Origin of the sequence: Pseudomonas chlororaphis subsp. aurantiaca, from assembly GCF_013466605.1 — a bacterium.
Classification (GTDB): domain Bacteria; phylum Pseudomonadota; class Gammaproteobacteria; order Pseudomonadales; family Pseudomonadaceae; genus Aquipseudomonas; species Aquipseudomonas chlororaphis_I.
On record NZ_CP059162.1, the window covers coordinates 4,342,559 to 4,360,771 of the forward strand.

Here is an 18,213-nt window from a genome sequence, read left to right on the forward strand (position 1 = left end):
CAAACTGTCAAACTCAAGGCTTCCACCCCTAGCGGAGATAACGGACATGTCCCTACGCACCCTACTCACGACGCTGCTGCTGACTGCGAGCTTTTCAGTCACGGCCGCGACCGAGATCGTGCCCCTGAACAACCGCACCAGCGCCGACCTGCTGCCCGTCGCGCAGAACTTCCTCGGCAAGGAAGGCCGGGTCAGCGCCTACGGCAACCAGCTGATCGTCAACGCTGAACCGGAGAAGATCGAGGAACTGCGCGCCTTCATCGCGCAACTGGATATCGCCGCCAAACGCCTGCTGATCACGGTCGACACCAACGAAAACAATACCCAGAACAATCAGGGTTATTCGTTCAACGGCGCGCCACAAACCCGCATCATCACCCGCAGCACTGTCAGCCGCGATGGCGGCATACAGCAGATCCAGGCCAGCGAAGGCATACCGGCCCTGATCCAGGTCGGCCAGAGCGTGCCACTGACCACCACCCAGACCGACCCTTACGGTCGCCTGCAGAACCAGACCCAGTATCGCAACGTCACCCAGGGTTTCTACGTCACGGCCAGCGTCACCGGCGAAACCGTTCACCTGAGCATCAGTACCAACCGTGACCGCATGAGCCAGGAACGTCCCGATGTAGTGAACGTGCAAAGTACCGACACAACTGTCAGCGGCCGTCTTGGCGAGTGGATCACCCTGGCCGGCGTCAATCGCCAGAACCTGGCCGACAAACAGGCTGGAACCCGCAGCTACTCGACTCAGGGCCGGGATGACATGACCTTGCGAGTGAAAGTCGACGCCTTGGACTAAAGCACCGAAAACTGACTGATTAGTCGTATTAGACCAAAGATGTAGTGATAGAAAAAAAGCACTACAAAACGTTTGACGAGGCAAAAAACCGAAGGCATGATGGCCTCGCTCCCGCTAATCAGGGGCCCTGGCAAGGGCCTTCGGATCGCCGCTCTAACCTACCCACCTGAGCCGATTCGTGTCTGTACCGCCCACAAGGTGCGTTTGACGAGATTGCGACTGGAACGAGGTTGTCCCGAGGGACGGAAGCTAATTAGGTAGATCGGCAACACACTGATGGTTCGTATGAAGGCCCACGACGCCCGAATGCGCCCGACAGCTGGCCCTCACCTGCTCACTTTCCCCTTGAGCCCATCGTTCACCCGTCGCCATCTGCGCCATAGCCGACTTGACCGCCTAGACTTCTGGTCAGCGAGCAGCCAATTACGCACCTTTGATCCTGCGTATCTGGTGGAGCAAGAATTTTCCACCCCAGACCTATGCGACGAGGTTTATCTCCATGGCACTGACACGCGAACAGCAAATTGCAGCCCTTGAAAAAGACTGGGCTGAAAACCCGCGCTGGAAAGGCGTGACTCGCACTTATTCCGCTGCCGACGTTGTCCGTCTGCGTGGCTCGGTTCAACCTGAGCACACCCTGGCACGCATGGGCGCCGAGAAGCTCTGGAACCTGGTGACCCAGGGCGCCAAACCGTCCTTCCGCCCTGAGAAAGATTTCGTCAACTGCATGGGCGCCCTGACCGGCGGCCAGGCGGTACAGCAAGTCAAAGCCGGCATCCAGGCAATCTACCTGTCGGGCTGGCAGGTTGCCGCGGACAACAACTCCGCCGAATCGATGTACCCGGACCAGTCGCTGTACCCGGTGGACTCCGTGCCGACCGTGGTCAAGCGCATCAACAACTCGTTCCGTCGTGCCGACCAGATCCAGTGGAAATCCGGCAAGAACCCGGGCGACGAAGGCTACATCGACTACTTCGCGCCGATCGTGGCTGACGCCGAAGCCGGTTTCGGCGGCGTGTTGAACGCCTACGAGCTGATGAAGAGCATGATCGAAGCAGGCGCTGCCGGCGTTCACTTCGAAGACCAGCTGGCTTCCGTGAAGAAATGCGGCCATATGGGCGGCAAGGTACTGGTTCCGACCCAGGAAGCCGTACAGAAGCTGACCGCAGCCCGCCTGGCGGCCGACGTTGCCGGTGTACCGACCATCATCCTGGCCCGTACCGACGCCAACGCCGCCGACCTGCTGACTTCCGACTGCGACCCGTACGACCAGCCGTTCGTGACTGGTACCCGTACCCAGGAAGGTTTCTATAAAGTGCGCGCCGGCCTCGACCAGGCCATCGCTCGCGGCCTGGCCTACGCGCCGTACGCCGACCTGATCTGGTGCGAAACCGCCAAGCCGGACCTGGACGAGGCTCGTCGCTTCGCCGAAGCGATCAAGAAGGAATACCCGGACCAGATCCTGTCGTACAACTGCTCGCCTTCCTTCAACTGGAAGAAGAATCTGGACGACGCGACCATCGCCAAGTTCCAGCGCGAACTGTCCGCCATGGGCTACAAGCACCAGTTCATCACCCTGGCCGGCATTCACAACATGTGGCACAGCATGTTCAACCTGGCGCACGACTACGCCCGCAACGACATGACCGCCTACGTGAAGCTGCAGGAGCAGGAATTCGCTGACGCCGCCAAGGGCTACACCTTCGTGGCTCACCAGCAGGAAGTGGGCACCGGCTACTTCGACGACATGACCACCGTGATCCAGGGCGGCTCGTCTTCGGTAACCGCACTGACCGGCTCCACCGAAGAAGAACAGTTCCACTGATTCGACTTCTCTGAAAAACGGCCATTGCAGGCCCGGTAAAAGCTAACTGCAGTGCCGCACATCTGACGCCCCGACTGGTTCGGGGCGTTTTTTTTGCCTGTGGCTTTTGCCAGCATCACCGCCCCCCCTCAATCTCCGACAGGAGCGAACCCGCTCGCGACGCCGTCGACCCGAGCGCCGCCAATCAGGCAAAACATTGATCCAGAGCGGTATGCGTGGAGGAAAAAACGGGTAAAAGGGGCCGCTCGCAACTTGCAGTAACGAGCATATAAAAGACAACTTAGCGGCTCTTCATGGGAATCATTGTTTAAAAGCAGCGTCAAATAATATTGATTATCATTTAGAGGTGAGGATATTCGTTACAGCAAGGACAAAACATAATTAACAAAACGCCCGCTAATGCCCACAGGCCGTGGCTTATGGGGCTTGCAAGAGGAGCCATGTCCTTATTCCGCCAAATAATTTCGCCATGAAAATTTACTTGCCCGGTGTTTAGCCATAAAATCACGGCGATTGATTGCACTGCGACATATCGTCACTGCTTTATTTCTTTATCAAGCTCAGAGACCTTTGCTCTCTGTTAAGGATTACCAGCATGCCCGAAGCGACAGGACTCATGGCCCACAACTGGGGCTTTGCCATTTTCCTTCTGGGTGTAGGCGGCCTCTGCGCCTTCATGCTCGGCGTCTCCAGCCTCCTCGGGTCAAAAGCCTGGGGCCGCAGCAAAAACGAACCGTTCGAGTCCGGCATGCTACCTACCGGTGGCGCCCGCTTGCGGCTCTCAGCCAAATTCTATCTGGTCGCGATGCTCTTCGTGATCTTCGATATCGAAGCCCTCTTTCTCTTTGCCTGGTCTGTGTCCGTCCGCGAAAGCGGCTGGACCGGATTCGTCGAAGCTCTCGTTTTCATAGCAATTCTGTTGGCAGGTCTTGTCTACCTTTGGCGGGTGGGGGCTCTTGATTGGGCTCCGGAAGGTCGCCGTAAGCGGCAGGCGAAGCTAAAACAATGAGGCTTTGGCGATGCAATACAATCTCACCAGGATCGACCCCGATGCTCCTAACGAGCAGTATCCGATCGGCGAACGGGAAACCGTTTCCGATCCGTTAGAAGATCAAGTCCACAAAAACATCTTCATGGGCAAGCTGGAAGACGTGCTGAGCGGCGCGGTCAACTGGGGGCGTAAGAATTCCCTGTGGCCGTACAACTTCGGCCTGTCCTGCTGCTACGTGGAAATGACCACTGCCTTCACGGCGCCCCACGACATCGCGCGCTTCGGCGCCGAAGTTATCCGGGCATCACCGCGCCAGGCGGATTTCATGGTTATTGCCGGAACCTGCTTCATCAAGATGGCGCCGATCATTCAGCGTCTCTACGAGCAAATGCTCGAACCGAAGTGGGTCATCTCCATGGGTTCGTGCGCCAACTCCGGTGGCATGTACGACATCTATTCCGTCGTTCAAGGGGTGGACAAGTTCCTGCCCGTGGACGTCTACGTGCCTGGCTGCCCGCCCCGCCCTGAAGCTTTTCTGCAAGGCCTGATGCTCTTGCAGGAGTCGATTGGCCAGGAGCGTCGCCCACTTTCCTGGGTCGTCGGTGACCAAGGCGTGTATCGCGCCGAAATGCCGTCGCAAAAGGAACAGCGCCGCGAACAGCGTATTCAGGTAACCAACCTGCGCAGCCCCGACGAAGTCTGATTCCAGAGCGCTTCTTACAAAGAACGAAAAACTGGCTTCATTCTTTACGTTGACCGAAAGCGATAAAAAACCATGACTACAGGCAGTGCTCTGTACATCCCGCCTTATAAGGCAGACGACCAGGATGTGGTCGTCGAACTCAATAACCGTTTTGGCCCTGAGGCATTCACCGCCCAGGCTACCCGCACCGGCATGCCGGTGCTGTGGGTTACCCGTGCCAAACTCGTCGAAGTCCTGACCTTCCTGCGCAACCTGCCCAAGCCGTACGTCATGCTCTATGACCTGCACGGCGTGGACGAGCGTCTGCGCACCAAGCGTCAAGGGCTGCCAGGCGCCGACTTCAGCGTGTTCTACCACCTGCTGTCGATCGAACGTAATAGTGACGTAATGATCAAGGTCGCCTTGTCCGAGAGCGACCTCAGCTTGCCGACCGTGACCGGTATCTGGCCAAACGCCAACTGGTACGAGCGTGAAGTCTGGGACATGTTCGGCATCGACTTCGCCGGCCACCCTCACCTGTCGCGCATCATGATGCCGCCGACCTGGGAAGGTCACCCGCTGCGCAAGGACTTTCCGGCGCGCGCCACCGAATTCGATCCGTTCAGCCTGACCCTGGCCAAGCAACAGCTGGAAGAAGAAGCCGCGCGCTTCAAGCCGGAAGACTGGGGCATGAAGCGTTCCGGCGCCAACGAGGACTACATGTTCCTCAACCTGGGCCCGAACCACCCTTCGGCCCACGGTGCCTTCCGCATCATCCTGCAGTTGGACGGCGAAGAGATCGTCGACTGCGTACCGGACATCGGCTACCACCACCGTGGCGCCGAGAAAATGGCCGAGCGTCAGTCCTGGCACAGCTTCATTCCGTACACCGACCGTATCGACTACCTCGGCGGCGTGATGAACAACCTGCCGTACGTGCTCTCGGTCGAGAAGCTGGCCGGCATCAAGGTGCCGGAGAAGGTCGACGTCATCCGCATCATGCTGGCCGAGTTCTTCCGGATCACCAGCCACCTGCTGTTCCTGGGTACCTACATCCAGGACGTCGGCGCCATGACCCCGGTGTTCTTCACCTTCACCGACCGTCAGCGCGCCTACACCGTGATCGAAGCCATCACCGGTTTCCGTCTGCACCCGGCCTGGTACCGCATCGGCGGCGTCGCCCACGACCTGCCACGCGGCTGGGAAAAACTGGTGAAGGACTTCGTCGACTGGCTGCCCAAGCGCCTCGACGAATACACCAAGGCCGCCCTGCAGAACAGCATCCTCAAGGGTCGTACCATCGGTGTCGCTGCCTACAACACCAAGCAAGCCCTGGAGTGGGGTGTCACCGGTGCCGGCCTGCGTTCCACCGGTTGCGATTTCGACCTGCGTAAAGCGCGCCCCTACTCCGGCTACGAGAACTTCGAGTTCGAAGTCCCGCTGGCGGCCAACGGCGATGCCTACGACCGCTGCATGGTCCGCGTCGAAGAGATGCGCCAGAGCATCAAGATCATCGACCAGTGCCTGCGCAACATGCCGGAAGGCCCGTACAAGGCGGACCACCCGCTGACCACGCCGCCGCCGAAAGAGCGCACGCTGCAGCACATCGAGACCCTGATCACGCACTTCCTGCAGGTTTCGTGGGGCCCGGTCATGCCGGCCAACGAGTCCTTCCAGATGATCGAAGCGACCAAGGGCATCAACAGTTATTACCTGACGAGCGATGGCGGCACCATGAGCTACCGCACCCGGATCCGCACCCCGAGCTTCGCCCACCTGCAGCAGATCCCTTCGGTGATCCGCGGCAGCATGGTCGCGGACTTGATCGCGTACCTGGGTAGTATCGACTTCGTTATGGCCGACGTGGACCGCTAAGCATGAACAGCCCGCTTATCCAGACAGACCGTTTCGCCCTGAGCGAAACCGAGCGCTCGGCCATCGAGCACGAGTTGCATCACTACGAAGACCCGCGCGCGGCGTCTATCGAAGCCCTGAAGATCGTCCAGAAGGAACGTGGCTGGGTGCCTGATGGCGCGCTCTACGCCATCGGCGAGATCCTCGGCATCCCGGCCAGCGACGTGGAAGGCGTGGCGACGTTCTACAGCCAGATCTTCCGCCAGCCGGTCGGCCGTCACATCATCCGTGTCTGCGACAGCATGGTCTGCTACATCGGCGGCCACGAGTCCGTGGTCAGCCAGATCCAGAGCGAGCTGGGCATCGGCCTCGGCCAGACCACCGCCGACGGCCGCTTCACCCTGCTGCCGGTATGCTGCCTGGGCAACTGCGACAAGGCCCCGGCGCTGATGATCGACGACGACACTTTCGGCGACGTGCAGCCTGCTGGCGTGGCCAAACTGTTGGAGGGCTACGTATGACCCTGACATCCTTCGGCCCTGCCAACCGCATCCAGCGCAGCCCGGAAACCCATCCGCTGACCTGGCGCCTGCGCGACGACGGCGAGCCGGTATGGCTCGACGAGTACCAGGCCAAGAACGGCTACGCCGCTGCACGCAAGGCTTTCGCCGAGCTGTCCCAGGACGACATCGTCCAGACCGTCAAAGACGCCGGCCTCAAGGGCCGCGGTGGCGCGGGCTTCCCCACTGGCGTGAAGTGGGGCCTGATGCCCAAAGACGAATCCATGAACATCCGCTACCTGCTGTGCAACGCGGATGAAATGGAACCCAACACCTGGAAAGACCGCATGCTGATGGAGCAACTGCCCCATCTGCTGATCGAAGGCATGCTGATCAGCGCCCGCGCGCTGAAAACCTACCGTGGCTACATCTTCCTGCGGGGCGAGTACACCACCGCCGCCAAGCACCTCAACCGTGCCGTGGAAGAAGCCAAGGCCGCGGGCCTGCTGGGCAAGAACATCCTGGGCAGCGGCTTCGACTTCGAGCTGTTCGTCCACACCGGCGCCGGGCGTTACATCTGCGGTGAAGAAACCGCGCTGATCAACTCCCTCGAGGGCCGCCGTGCCAACCCGCGCTCCAAGCCGCCCTTCCCCGCCGCCGTCGGCGTGTGGGGCAAGCCGACCTGCGTGAACAACGTCGAGACCCTGTGCAATGTGCCAGCGATCATCGGCGATGGCGTGGAATGGTACAAATCCCTCGCTCGCGAAGGCAGTGAGGACCATGGCACCAAGCTGATGGGCTTCTCCGGCAAAGTGAAGAACCCTGGCCTGTGGGAACTGCCGTTCGGCGTGACCGCGCGCGAGCTGTTCGAAGACTACGCCGGCGGCATGCGCGACGGCTTCAAGCTCAAGTGCTGGCAGCCAGGCGGCGCCGGCACCGGTTTCCTGTTGCCCGAGCACCTGGATGCACAGATGTACGCCGGCGGCATCGCCAAGGTAGGCACCCGCATGGGTACCGGCCTGGCCATGGCGGTCGACGACAGCATCAACATGGTGTCGCTGCTGCGCAACATGGAAGAGTTCTTTGCCCGCGAATCCTGCGGCTTCTGCACCCCTTGCCGCGATGGCCTGCCGTGGAGCGTCAAGCTGCTGCGCGCCCTCGAGAAAGGCGAAGGGCAAGCCGGCGATATCGAGACCCTGCTGGGTCTGGTCGGCTTCCTCGGCCCAGGCAAGACCTTCTGTGCTCACGCACCGGGCGCCGTGGAACCATTGGGCAGCGCCATCAAGTATTTCCGTCCAGAGTTCGAGGCCGGCATCGCAGCCACCAGTGCTGCCGTCGTCCCGCCCCTGGCCCGGCCGATCGTAGTCGGCGCGTAAACGTATCGAACGAGGGTGGTCCGTGCCGCCCTCGTATCGCCTGAAGACGCCGCGACGCGCCAGGCGAGCACCAAGATTCCATTAGCCACGCCCGCTGACACCGGGCCAACGAAGAACTTTGAACCATGGCCACTATCCACGTAGACGGCAAAGCGCTCGAAGTCGATGGGGCGGACAACCTGTTACAGGCATGTCTGTCACTAGGCCTCGACATCCCTTATTTCTGCTGGCACCCCGCTCTCGGTAGCGTCGGTGCCTGTCGCCAGTGCGCGGTCAAGCAGTACACCGACGAGAACGACACCCGTGGTCGTATCGTCATGTCCTGCATGACGCCCGCCACCGACAACACCTGGATCTCCATCGACGATGAAGAATCCAAGGCCTTCCGCGCCAGTGTCGTCGAATGGCTGATGACCAACCACCCGCACGACTGCCCGGTCTGCGAGGAAGGCGGTCACTGCCACCTGCAAGACATGACCGTGATGACCGGCCACAACGAGCGCCGTTATCGCTTCACCAAGCGTACCCACCAGAACCAGGAACTCGGCCCGTTCATCGCTCACGAGATGAACCGTTGCATCGCCTGCTACCGTTGCGTGCGCTTCTACAAGGACTATGCCGGCGGCACCGACCTCGGCGTGTTCGGCGCCCACGACAACGTGTACTTCGGTCGCGTTGAAGACGGCACCCTGGAAAGCGAGTTCTCCGGCAACCTCACCGAGGTCTGCCCGACTGGTGTGTTCACCGACAAGACTCACTCCGAGCGCTACAACCGCAAATGGGACATGCAGTTCTCGCCGAGCATCTGCCATGGCTGCTCCAGCGGTTGCAACATCTCCCCGGGCGAGCGCTACGGCGAACTGCGTCGCATCGAGAACCGCTACAACGGTTCGGTGAACCAGTACTTCCTGTGCGACCGTGGCCGTTTCGGCTATGGCTACGTCAACCGCGAAGACCGTCCACGCCAGCCGCTGCTGAACGACGGCACCAAGCTGAACCTGGACCAGGCGCTGGACAAGGCCGCCGACCTGCTGCGCGGCCGCAATATCGTCGGTATCGGTTCGCCTCGCGCCAGCCTGGAAAGCAACTACGCCCTGCGTGAGCTGGTAGGCGCCGAGCACTTCTACAGCGGTATCGAAGCCGCCGAGCTGGAGCGCATCCGCCTGGTCCTGCAAGTGCTGAAAAGCAGCCCGCTGCCCGTGCCGACCATGCGCGACATCGAAGACCACGACGCGGTATTCGTCCTCGGCGAAGACCTGACCCAGACCGCCGCCCGCATGGCCCTGGCCCTGCGCCAGTCGGTCAAGGGCAAGGCCGAAGAAATGGCCGACGCCATGCGCGTCCAGCCATGGCTCGACGCCGCGGTGAAAAACATCGGCCAGCACGCGCTGAACCCGCTGTTCATCGCCAGCCTGGCTGAAACCAAGCTCGACGACGTTGCCGAGGAGTGTGTACACGCCGCTCCCGACGACCTGGCGCGCATCGGTTTCGCCGTGGCCCACGCCCTGGACGCCAGCGCCCCGGCCGTCGAAGGCCTGGACACCGAAGCCCAGGAACTGGCCAAGCGCATCGCCGACGCCCTTCTCGCGGCCAAGCGTCCACTGATCATCGCTGGCACCTCCCTGGGTTCCAAGGCGCTGATCGAAGCCGCGGCGAACATCGCCAAGGCCCTGAAGCTGCGCGAGAAGAACGGCTCCATCAGCCTGATCGTGCCTGAGGCCAACAGCCTCGGCCTGGCCATGCTCGGTGGCGAATCGGTGGACGCCGCGCTGCAAGCGGTGATCGACGGTAAGGCCGATGCCCTGGTCGTACTGGAAAACGATCTGTACACCCGCACCGACGCCGCCAAGGTCGATGCCGCGCTGAACGCCGCGAAAGTGGTGATCGTCGCCGACCACCAGAAGACCGCCACCAGCGATCGCGCGCACCTGGTTCTGCCAGCAGCCAGCTTCGCCGAGGGCGACGGCACCCTGGTCAGCCAGGAAGGCCGTGCCCAGCGCTTCTTCCAGGTGTTCGATCCAACCTATATGGATGCCAGCATCCTGGTTCACGAAGGCTGGCGCTGGCTGCATGCCCTGCGCTCTACCCTGCTGAACAAGCCGGTGGACTGGACCCAGCTGGACCACGTGACCGCCGCCTGCGCCCAGAGCAACCCGCAACTGGCACGCATCGTCGATGCCGCGCCATCGGCGTCGTTCCGCATCAAGGGCCTGAAGCTGGCTCGCGAACCGCTGCGTTACAGCGGCCGTACCGCCATGCGCGCCGATATCAGCGTGCACGAGCCACGTACCCCGCAGGACCAGGACACCGCGTTCTCCTTCTCCATGGAAGGTTATTCGGGCTCCGTGGAACCGCGCTCCCAGGTGCCGTTCGCCTGGTCGCCGGGCTGGAACTCGCCGCAAGCCTGGAACAAATTCCAGGACGAAGTCGGTGGTCACCTGCGTGCCGGTGATCCGGGCACCCGCCTGATCGAAAGCCAGGGCGACAGCCTCGGCTGGTTCGCCAGCGTGCCGCGCCCCTTCTCCCCTGCCCAGGGCACCTGGCAGGCGGTGCCGTTCTACCACCTGTTCGGCAGCGAAGAGAACTCTTCGAAAGCCGCTCCGGTCCAGGAACGCATCCCGGCCGCCTACGTTTCCCTGGCCAAGTCCGAAGCCGATCGCCTCGGTGTCAACGATGGCGCGCTGCTCGCCGTGAACGTGGCGGGCCAGACCCTGCGTCTGCCGTTGCGCATCAACGAAGAGCTGGGCGCTGGCCTGGTGGCCCTGCCGGCCGGCCTGGCGGGCATTCCACCGGCGTTCTTTGGCAAATCCGTTGACGGTCTGCAGGAGGCAGCGCAATGACCTGGTTCACCCCTGAAGTGATCGACGTGATCCTGGCGGTCGTCAAAGCCCTGGTCATCATGCTGGCCGTGGTGGTCGCCGGTGCCCTGCTCAGCTTTGTCGAGCGTCGCCTGCTGGGCTGGTGGCAGGACCGTTACGGTCCGAACCGCGTTGGCCCGTTCGGCATGTTCCAGATCGCCGCCGACATGCTGAAGATGTTCTTCAAGGAAGACTGGACCCCGCCGTTTGCCGACAAGGTGATCTTCACCCTCGCGCCGGTCGTGGCCATGAGCGCCTTGCTGATCGCGTTCGCGATCATCCCGATCACCCCGACCTGGGGCGTGGCGGACCTGAACATCGGCCTGCTGTTCTTCTTCGCCATGGCCGGCCTGTCGGTCTACGCGGTGCTGTTCGCCGGCTGGTCGAGCAACAACAAGTTCGCCCTGCTCGGCAGCCTGCGGGCCTCGGCCCAGACCGTGTCCTATGAAGTGTTCATGGGCCTGGCGCTGATGGGCATCGTGGCCCAGGTCGGTTCGTTCAACATGCGCGACATCGTCGACTACCAGGCGCAGAACCTGTGGTTCATCATTCCGCAGTTCTTCGGCTTCTGTACCTTCTTCATCGCTGGCGTGGCCGTGACTCACCGTCACCCGTTCGACCAGCCGGAAGCGGAACAGGAACTGGCCGACGGTTACCACATTGAATACGCCGGCATGAAATGGGGCATGTTCTTCGTTGGCGAGTACATCGGCATCATCCTGATCTCGGCACTGCTGGTCACTCTGTTCTTCGGTGGCTGGCACGGTCCGTTCGGCATCCTGCCGCAACTGTCCTTCGTCTGGTTCGCCCTGAAGACCGCGTTCTTCATCATGCTGTTCATCCTGCTGCGCGCTTCCATCCCGCGTCCGCGTTATGACCAGGTGATGGACTTCAGCTGGAAATTCTGCCTGCCGCTGACCCTGATCAATTTGCTGGTGACTGCTGCGCTTGTGTTGTTGAACACGCCAGCGGGCGCGGTTCAGTGAGGATTTGACCCATGTTCAAATATATTGGCGACATCGTTAAGGGTACTGGTACCCAACTGCGCAGCCTGGTGATGGTCTTCGGCCATGGCTTTCGCAAGCGCGACACCCTGCAATACCCGGAAGAGCCGGTCTACCTGCCGCCCCGCTACCGTGGCCGCATCGTGCTGACCCGCGACCCCGATGGCGAAGAGCGTTGCGTAGCCTGCAACCTGTGCGCCGTGGCGTGCCCGGTGGGTTGCATCTCGCTGCAGAAAGCTGAAACCGAAGACGGTCGCTGGTACCCGGACTTCTTCCGCATCAACTTCTCGCGTTGCATCTTCTGCGGCCTCTGCGAGGAAGCCTGCCCGACCACCGCGATCCAGCTGACCCCGGATTTCGAGATGGCCGAGTTCAAACGTCAGGACCTGGTTTACGAGAAAGAAGATCTGCTGATCTCCGGTCCCGGAAAGAACCCTGATTACAACTTCTATCGTGTTGCAGGTATGGCCATTGCCGGTAAGCCAAAAGGCTCCGCGCAAAACGAAGCCGAGCCGATCAACGTGAAGAGCTTGCTGCCTTAAGGAAGAAAGATGGAATTCGCTTTCTATTTCGCGTCAGGTGTCGCCGTTGTCTCCACGCTACGCGTGGTGACCAACACCAACCCTGTGCACGCCCTGCTCTACCTGATCATTTCGCTGATCGCCGTGGCGATGACTTTCTTCAGCCTCGGCGCACCGTTCGCCGGCGTGCTGGAAGTGATCGCCTATGCCGGCGCCATCATGGTGCTCTTCGTGTTCGTGGTGATGATGCTGAACCTGGGCCCCGCCTCGGTTCAGCAGGAACGCATCTGGCTCAAGCCGGGGATCTGGCTCGGGCCGGTGGTGCTCGCCGCCCTGCTGCTGGTGGAACTGCTGTACGTGCTGTTCAGCCACCAGAGCGGTACCGGTATCGGCCACACCACCGTGGACGCCAAGGCCGTGGGCATCAGCCTGTTCGGTCCTTATCTGCTGGTGGTCGAACTCGCCTCGATGCTGCTGCTCGCCGCAGCCGTCACGGCGTTCCACCTGGGCCGCAACGAGGCGAAGGAGTAAGACCATGCCTACTATCGGAACTATCCCTCTGGAGCATGGCATGGCCGTTGCCGGCATCCTGTTCTGCCTCGGCCTGGTCGGCCTGATGGTGCGCCGCAACATTCTCTTCGTGCTGATGAGCCTGGAGGTGATGATGAACGCCTCCGCCCTGGCCTTCATCGTCGCCGGTAGCCGCTGGGCGCAGCCGGATGGACAGGTCATGTTCATCCTGGTGATCAGCCTGGCAGCCGCCGAGGCCAGTATTGGCCTGGCGATCCTGTTGCAGCTGTATCGCCGCTTCCACACTCTCGATATCGACGCTGCCAGCGAGATGCGCGGATGAACCTTCTCTATCTGACTTTCCTGTTCCCCCTGATCGGTTTCCTGCTGCTGTCGTTCTCCCGTGGACGCCTCTCGGAAAACCTCGCCGCCCTGATCGGTGTCGGCTCCGTTGGCCTGTCGGCGATTGTCGCGGCTTATGTGATCTGGCAATTCAACGTCGCCCCGCCGGAAGGTGGCCACTACACCCAGGTGCTGTGGCAGTGGATGACCGTTGGCGACTTCAAGCCAACCTTCGCCCTGTACCTGGACGGCCTGTCCGTGACCATGCTCGGCGTGGTGGTGGGCGTGGGTTTCCTGATCCACCTGTTCGCCTCCTGGTACATGCGCGGTGAAGACGGTTACTCGCGCTTCTTCGCCTATACCAACCTGTTCATCGCCAGCATGCTGTTCCTGGTGCTCGGCGATGACCTGTTGTTCCTGTACTTCGGCTGGGAAGGCGTGGGCCTGTGTTCGTACCTGCTGATCGGTTTCTACTACAGCAACCGCAACAACGGTAACGCGGCACTCAAGGCCTTCATCGTCACCCGCATCGGCGACGTGTTCATGGCCATCGGCCTGTTCATCCTGTTCCAGCAGCTGGGTACGCTGAACATCCAGCAACTGCTGGTCGCGGCGCCTGCGAAATTCCAGGCCGGCGATTTCTGGATCGTCCTGGCGACCCTGATGCTGCTGGGTGGCGCGGTCGGTAAATCCGCCCAGCTGCCGCTGCAGACCTGGCTGGCGGACGCGATGGCCGGTCCTACCCCGGTTTCGGCACTGATCCACGCCGCAACCATGGTGACCGCCGGTGTCTACCTGATCGCCCGTACCCACGGCCTGTTCGCCCTGGCGCCGGACATCCTGCACCTGGTGGGCGTCGTCGGTGGCGTGACCCTGGTGCTGGCCGGCTTCGCCGCGCTGGTACAGACCGACATCAAGCGGATCCTCGCCTACTCGACCATGAGCCAGATCGGCTACATGTTCCTGGCCCTGGGCGTTGGCGCCTGGGACGGCGCGATCTTCCACCTGATGACCCACGCCTTCTTCAAGGCCCTGCTGTTCCTTGCCTCCGGTGCGGTGATCGTTGCCTGCCACCACGAGCAGAACATCTTCAAGATGGGCGGCCTGTGGAAGAAACTGCCGCTGGCCTACGCCAGCTTCATCGTCGGCGGCGCGGCCCTGGCGGCTCTGCCACTGGTCACCGCCGGTTTCTACTCCAAGGACGAGATCCTCTGGGAAGCCTTCGCCAGCGGTAACCACGGCCTGCTGTATGCCGGTCTGGTGGGGGCCTTCATGACCTCGCTGTACACCTTCCGCCTGATCTTCATCACCTTCCACGGTGAAGCCAAGACCGAAGCCCACGCCGGCCACGGCATCAGCCACTGGCTGCCGCTGTCGGTGCTGATCATTCTGTCGACCGCCGTCGGCGCCATGATCACCCCACCGCTGCACGGTGTGCTGCCACTGAGCGTCGGCCATGCCGGCGGTGAAGCCAAGCACAGCCTGGAACTCGCGTCCGGCGCCATCGCCATCGCCGGTATCCTGCTGGCCGCGCTGCTGTTCCTCGGCAAGCGTCGCTTCGTTACCGCCATCGCCAACAGCGGCATCGGCCGCCTCCTCTCGGCCTGGTGGTTCGCTGCCTGGGGCTTCGACTGGATCTACGACAAACTGTTCGTCAAGCCATATCTGGCGATCAGCCATGTACTGCGCAAAGACCCGCTCGACCAGACCATCGGTCTGATCCCGCGCCTGGCCAAAGGGGGCCACAACTCCCTGAGCCGTACGGAAACCGGTCAACTGCGTTGGTACGCCGCCTCGATGGCTGCTGGTGCCGTGCTGGTTATCGGCGCCGTCGTGCTGGTAGCGGTCTGATATGAACCTTGCGAACTTGCGAAAGGAATTGAGCCCGTCATGATTCTGCCTTGGCTAATCCTGATCCCCTTCATCGGCGGCCTGCTGTGCTGGATGGGTGAGCGCTTCGGCGCCACCCTCCCCCGCTGGATTGCGCTGATCACCATGTCCCTGCTGCTCACCCTCGGCCTCTGGCTGTGGGCCCACGGCGACTATTCACTCGCTCCGGCGCCTGGCGCCGATCCGACCTGGACCCTGGAGTTCAAGCACGTCTGGATCGAGCGCTTCGGCATCAACGTGCACCTGGCCCTCGACGGCCTGTCGCTGTTGATGATCCTGCTGACCGGCCTCCTGGGCGTGCTTTCCGTCCTCTGCTCCTGGAAAGAGATCCAGCGTCACGTGGGCTTCTTCCACCTGAACCTGATGTGGATCCTGGGCGGTGTCGTCGGCGTGTTCCTCGCCCTCGACCTGTTCATGTTCTTCTTCTTCTGGGAAATGATGCTGGTGCCGATGTACTTCCTCATCGCGCTCTGGGGTCACAGTTCTTCGGACGGCAAGAAAACCCGGATCTATGCCGCGACCAAGTTCTTCATCTTCACTCAGGCTTCCGGCCTGATCATGCTGGTGGCGATCCTCGGTCTGGTGCTGGTCAACTTCAACGACACCGGCGTGATTACCTTCAACTACGCCGACCTGTTGAAGACCAAGATGTCGACCACCACCGAGTACGTACTGATGCTCGGCTTCTTCATCGCCTTCGCGGTGAAGCTGCCAGTGGTGCCGTTCCACTCCTGGCTGCCTGATGCCCACGCCCAGGCGCCGACTGCGGGTTCCGTGGACCTGGCGGGGATCCTGCTGAAGACCGCGGCCTATGGCCTGTTGCGTTTCGCCCTGCCGCTGTTCCCGAACGCCTCGGCCGAGTTCGCGCCGATCGCCATGACCCTGGGTCTGATCGGGATCTTCTATGGTGCCTTCCTGGCCTTCGCCCAGACCGACATCAAGCGCCTGGTGGCATTCTCCAGCGTTTCGCACATGGGCTTCGTGCTGATCGGCATCTACTCCGGCAGCCAGCTGGGCCTGCAGGGCGCGGTGATCCAGATGCTGGCCCACGGTCTGTCGGCGGCGGCACTCTTTATCCTGTGCGGCCAGCTGTACGAACGCACCCACACCCGCGACATGCGTGAAATGGGTGGCCTGTGGTCGAAGATCGCCTACCTGCCAGCCATCAGCCTGTTCTTCGCAGCAGCCTCGCTGGGCTTGCCGGCAACCGGTAACTTCGTCGGCGAATTCCTGATCCTGATCGGTACCTTCGCCAGCGCGCCATGGGTCACCGTGCTCGCGACTTCCGGCCTGGTGTTCGGTTCGGTCTACTCGCTGATCATGATTCACCGCGCCTACTTCGGCCCGGCCAAGTCGGACGCGGTCCTGCACGGCATGGACGCTCGCGAACTGATCATGGTGGTCGGACTGGCGGCGCTGCTGATCTACATCGGCATCTACCCGCAACCGTTCCTCGATACCTCTGCCGCCACGATGAGTGGCGTGCAGCAATGGCTCGGCACCGCCTTCACTCAACTCGCTTCGGCCCGGTAAGAGCGCTATGGACTTTACGATTCAACACTTTATCGCGCTTGCGCCGCTGTTGATCACCAGCCTCACCATCATTGTGGTGATGCTGGCTATCGCCTGGCGTCGCAACCATTCGCAAACCTTCCTGCTGTCGGTCGCCGGTCTGAACCTGGCGTTGCTGTCGATCCTGCCAGCCCTGAAAGTCACCCCTCTGGCGGTGACTCCATTGCTGCAGATCGACCAGTTCGCCTGCCTGTACATGGCGCTGATCCTGGTGGCCACCCTGGCCTGCGTCACCCTCGCCCATGCCTACCTGGGCGACGGCGGCACCGGCTACCCGGGCAACCGCGAAGAGCTGTACCTGCTGATCCTGATGGCCGCAGCCGGTGGCCTGGTCCTGGTCAGCGCGCAACACCTGGCCGGCTTGTTCATCGGCCTGGAGCTGCTCTCGGTACCGGTCTACGGCCTGGTGGCTTATGCCTTCTTCAACAAGCGTTCGCTGGAAGCCGGCATCAAGTACATGGTGCTGTCGGCCGCCGGTTCCGCGTTCCTGCTGTTCGGCATGGCCCTGCTCTACGCCGAAGCCGGCAGCCTGAGCTTCAACGGCATCGGTCAGGCCCTGGCCGCGACCGGCCTGCCTAGTCCGCTGGCCCAACTGGGCCTGGGCATGATGCTGATTGGCCTGGCGTTCAAGCTGTCGCTGGTCCCCTTCCACCTGTGGACCCCGGACGTCTACGAAGGGGCCCCGGCGCCTGTGGCGGCCTTCCTGGCCACCGCGAGCAAGGTGGCGGTGTTCGCGGTGATGGTGCGTCTGTTCCAGATCTCGCCGGTGGCCAGCAGCGGTGTCCTGAACACCGTGCTGACCCTGATCGCGATTGCCTCGATCCTGTTCGGTAACCTGCTGGCGCTGACCCAGAGCAACCTCAAGCGTCTGCTGGGTTACTCGTCCATCGCCCACTTCGGTTACCTGCTGATCGCCCTGGTGGCGAGCAAGGGCCTGGCGATGGAAGCCATCGGCGTCTACCTGGTCACCTACGTGATCACCAGCCTCGGCGCCTTCGGTGTGATCACCCTGATGTCCTCGCCTTACAAGGGGCGCGACGCGGATGCCCTGTACGAATACCGCGGCCTGTTCTGGCGCCGTCCGTACCTGACCGCCGTACTGACCGTGATGATGCTGTCCCTGGCCGGTATCCCGCTGACCGCGGGCTTCATCGGCAAGTTCTACATCATCGCCACCGGTGTCGAAGCGCACCAATGGTGGCTGGTCGGTTCCCTGGTCCTGGGCAGCGCCATCGGCGTGTTCTACTACCTGCGCGTCATGGTCACCCTGTACCTGATCGAGCCGAACCTGCGCCGCGTCGACGCCCAGTTGCACTGGGAACAGAAAGCTGGCGGCGTGATGCTGCTGGCCATCGCGGTCCTGGCGTTCTTCCTCGGCGTCTACCCACAACCGCTGCTGACCCTGGTCCAGCAATCCGGTCTGGCGGGCTGATCGCTCAAGCACGATCCGCGGTAAAACAAGACGGCGCCTTCGGGCGCCGTTTTG

15 protein-coding genes are annotated in these 18,213 nt (G+C 62.0%); all 15 read left to right on the top strand.

Features of this window, described 5'->3' with window-relative positions; all coding sequences use genetic code 11:
• The first annotated feature begins 46 nt into the window (after nt 1-46).
• The 15 genes from H0I86_RS19580 to nuoN all read left to right on the top strand — a co-directional run bounded on the left by H0I86_RS19580 (nt 47) and on the right by nuoN (nt 18,159).
• Entirely contained in the window at nt 47-802 is a 756-nt protein-coding gene (locus tag H0I86_RS19580; RefSeq protein ID WP_180921764.1) for a secretin N-terminal domain-containing protein, read from the top strand.
• Nucleotides 803-1,301: 499 nt separating this feature from the next.
• The gene (gene aceA, locus H0I86_RS19585; protein ID WP_007929188.1) at nt 1,302-2,627 is read left to right on the top strand and encodes an isocitrate lyase; all 1,326 of its coding nucleotides are present in this window, start codon (nt 1,302-1,304) and stop codon (nt 2,625-2,627) included.
• Nucleotides 2,628-3,222: 595 nt separating this feature from the next.
• A complete protein-coding gene (locus H0I86_RS19590) occupies nt 3,223-3,636 on the top strand; it encodes an NADH-quinone oxidoreductase subunit A (protein WP_007929187.1) in 414 nt (137 codons plus the stop codon).
• Between the two features lie 10 nt (nt 3,637-3,646).
• Nucleotides 3,647-4,321, top strand: a complete 675-nt coding sequence (locus H0I86_RS19595) for a NuoB/complex I 20 kDa subunit family protein (protein WP_007929186.1) — start codon at nt 3,647-3,649, stop codon at nt 4,319-4,321.
• A 72-nt stretch (nt 4,322-4,393) separates the two neighbouring features.
• On the top strand, nt 4,394-6,175 hold the full coding sequence (nuoC, locus tag H0I86_RS19600) for an NADH-quinone oxidoreductase subunit C/D (RefSeq protein ID WP_009049783.1): 1,782 nt from the start codon (nt 4,394-4,396) through the stop codon (nt 6,173-6,175).
• 2 nt (nt 6,176-6,177) lie between these two features.
• Complete coding sequence (gene nuoE / locus H0I86_RS19605; protein WP_009044589.1) at nt 6,178-6,675, top strand: NADH-quinone oxidoreductase subunit NuoE; 498 nt, start codon at nt 6,178-6,180, stop codon at nt 6,673-6,675.
• On the top strand, nt 6,672-8,030 hold the full coding sequence (gene nuoF / locus H0I86_RS19610; protein WP_180921765.1) for an NADH-quinone oxidoreductase subunit NuoF: 1,359 nt from the start codon (nt 6,672-6,674) through the stop codon (nt 8,028-8,030). The genes nuoE and nuoF overlap by 4 nt, the downstream gene beginning before the upstream one ends.
• Nucleotides 8,031-8,155: 125 nt before the next feature.
• Nucleotides 8,156-10,870 (top strand): NADH-quinone oxidoreductase subunit NuoG, encoded by a 2,715-nt coding sequence (gene nuoG / locus H0I86_RS19615; protein WP_180921766.1) that lies wholly within the window; start codon nt 8,156-8,158, stop codon nt 10,868-10,870.
• The gene (nuoH, locus tag H0I86_RS19620; RefSeq protein ID WP_007929607.1) at nt 10,867-11,874 is read left to right on the top strand and encodes an NADH-quinone oxidoreductase subunit NuoH; all 1,008 of its coding nucleotides are present in this window, start codon (nt 10,867-10,869) and stop codon (nt 11,872-11,874) included. Before nuoG ends, nuoH begins: the two co-directional genes overlap by 4 nt.
• A gap of 11 nt (nt 11,875-11,885) precedes the next feature.
• Nucleotides 11,886-12,434, top strand: a complete 549-nt coding sequence (nuoI, locus tag H0I86_RS19625) for an NADH-quinone oxidoreductase subunit NuoI (protein ID WP_003223795.1) — start codon at nt 11,886-11,888, stop codon at nt 12,432-12,434.
• Between the two features lie 9 nt (nt 12,435-12,443).
• Nucleotides 12,444-12,944, top strand: coding sequence for an NADH-quinone oxidoreductase subunit J (gene nuoJ, locus H0I86_RS19630; RefSeq protein WP_009049787.1), 501 nt, complete (start codon nt 12,444-12,446; stop codon nt 12,942-12,944).
• A 13-nt stretch (nt 12,945-12,957) separates the two neighbouring features.
• Nucleotides 12,958-13,266 (top strand): NADH-quinone oxidoreductase subunit NuoK, encoded by a 309-nt coding sequence (gene nuoK, locus H0I86_RS19635; RefSeq protein ID WP_023964387.1) that lies wholly within the window; start codon nt 12,958-12,960, stop codon nt 13,264-13,266.
• Nucleotides 13,263-15,116 (top strand): NADH-quinone oxidoreductase subunit L, encoded by a 1,854-nt coding sequence (gene nuoL, locus H0I86_RS19640; RefSeq protein ID WP_124321368.1) that lies wholly within the window; start codon nt 13,263-13,265, stop codon nt 15,114-15,116. The genes nuoK and nuoL overlap by 4 nt, the downstream gene beginning before the upstream one ends.
• 39 nt (nt 15,117-15,155) lie before the next feature.
• A complete protein-coding gene (gene nuoM, locus H0I86_RS19645) occupies nt 15,156-16,688 on the top strand; it encodes an NADH-quinone oxidoreductase subunit M (protein ID WP_180921767.1) in 1,533 nt (510 codons plus the stop codon).
• 7 nt (nt 16,689-16,695) lie between these two features.
• A complete protein-coding gene (gene nuoN / locus H0I86_RS19650) occupies nt 16,696-18,159 on the top strand; it encodes an NADH-quinone oxidoreductase subunit NuoN (protein ID WP_009044594.1) in 1,464 nt (487 codons plus the stop codon).
• Nucleotides 18,160-18,213: the final 54 nt, after the last annotated feature.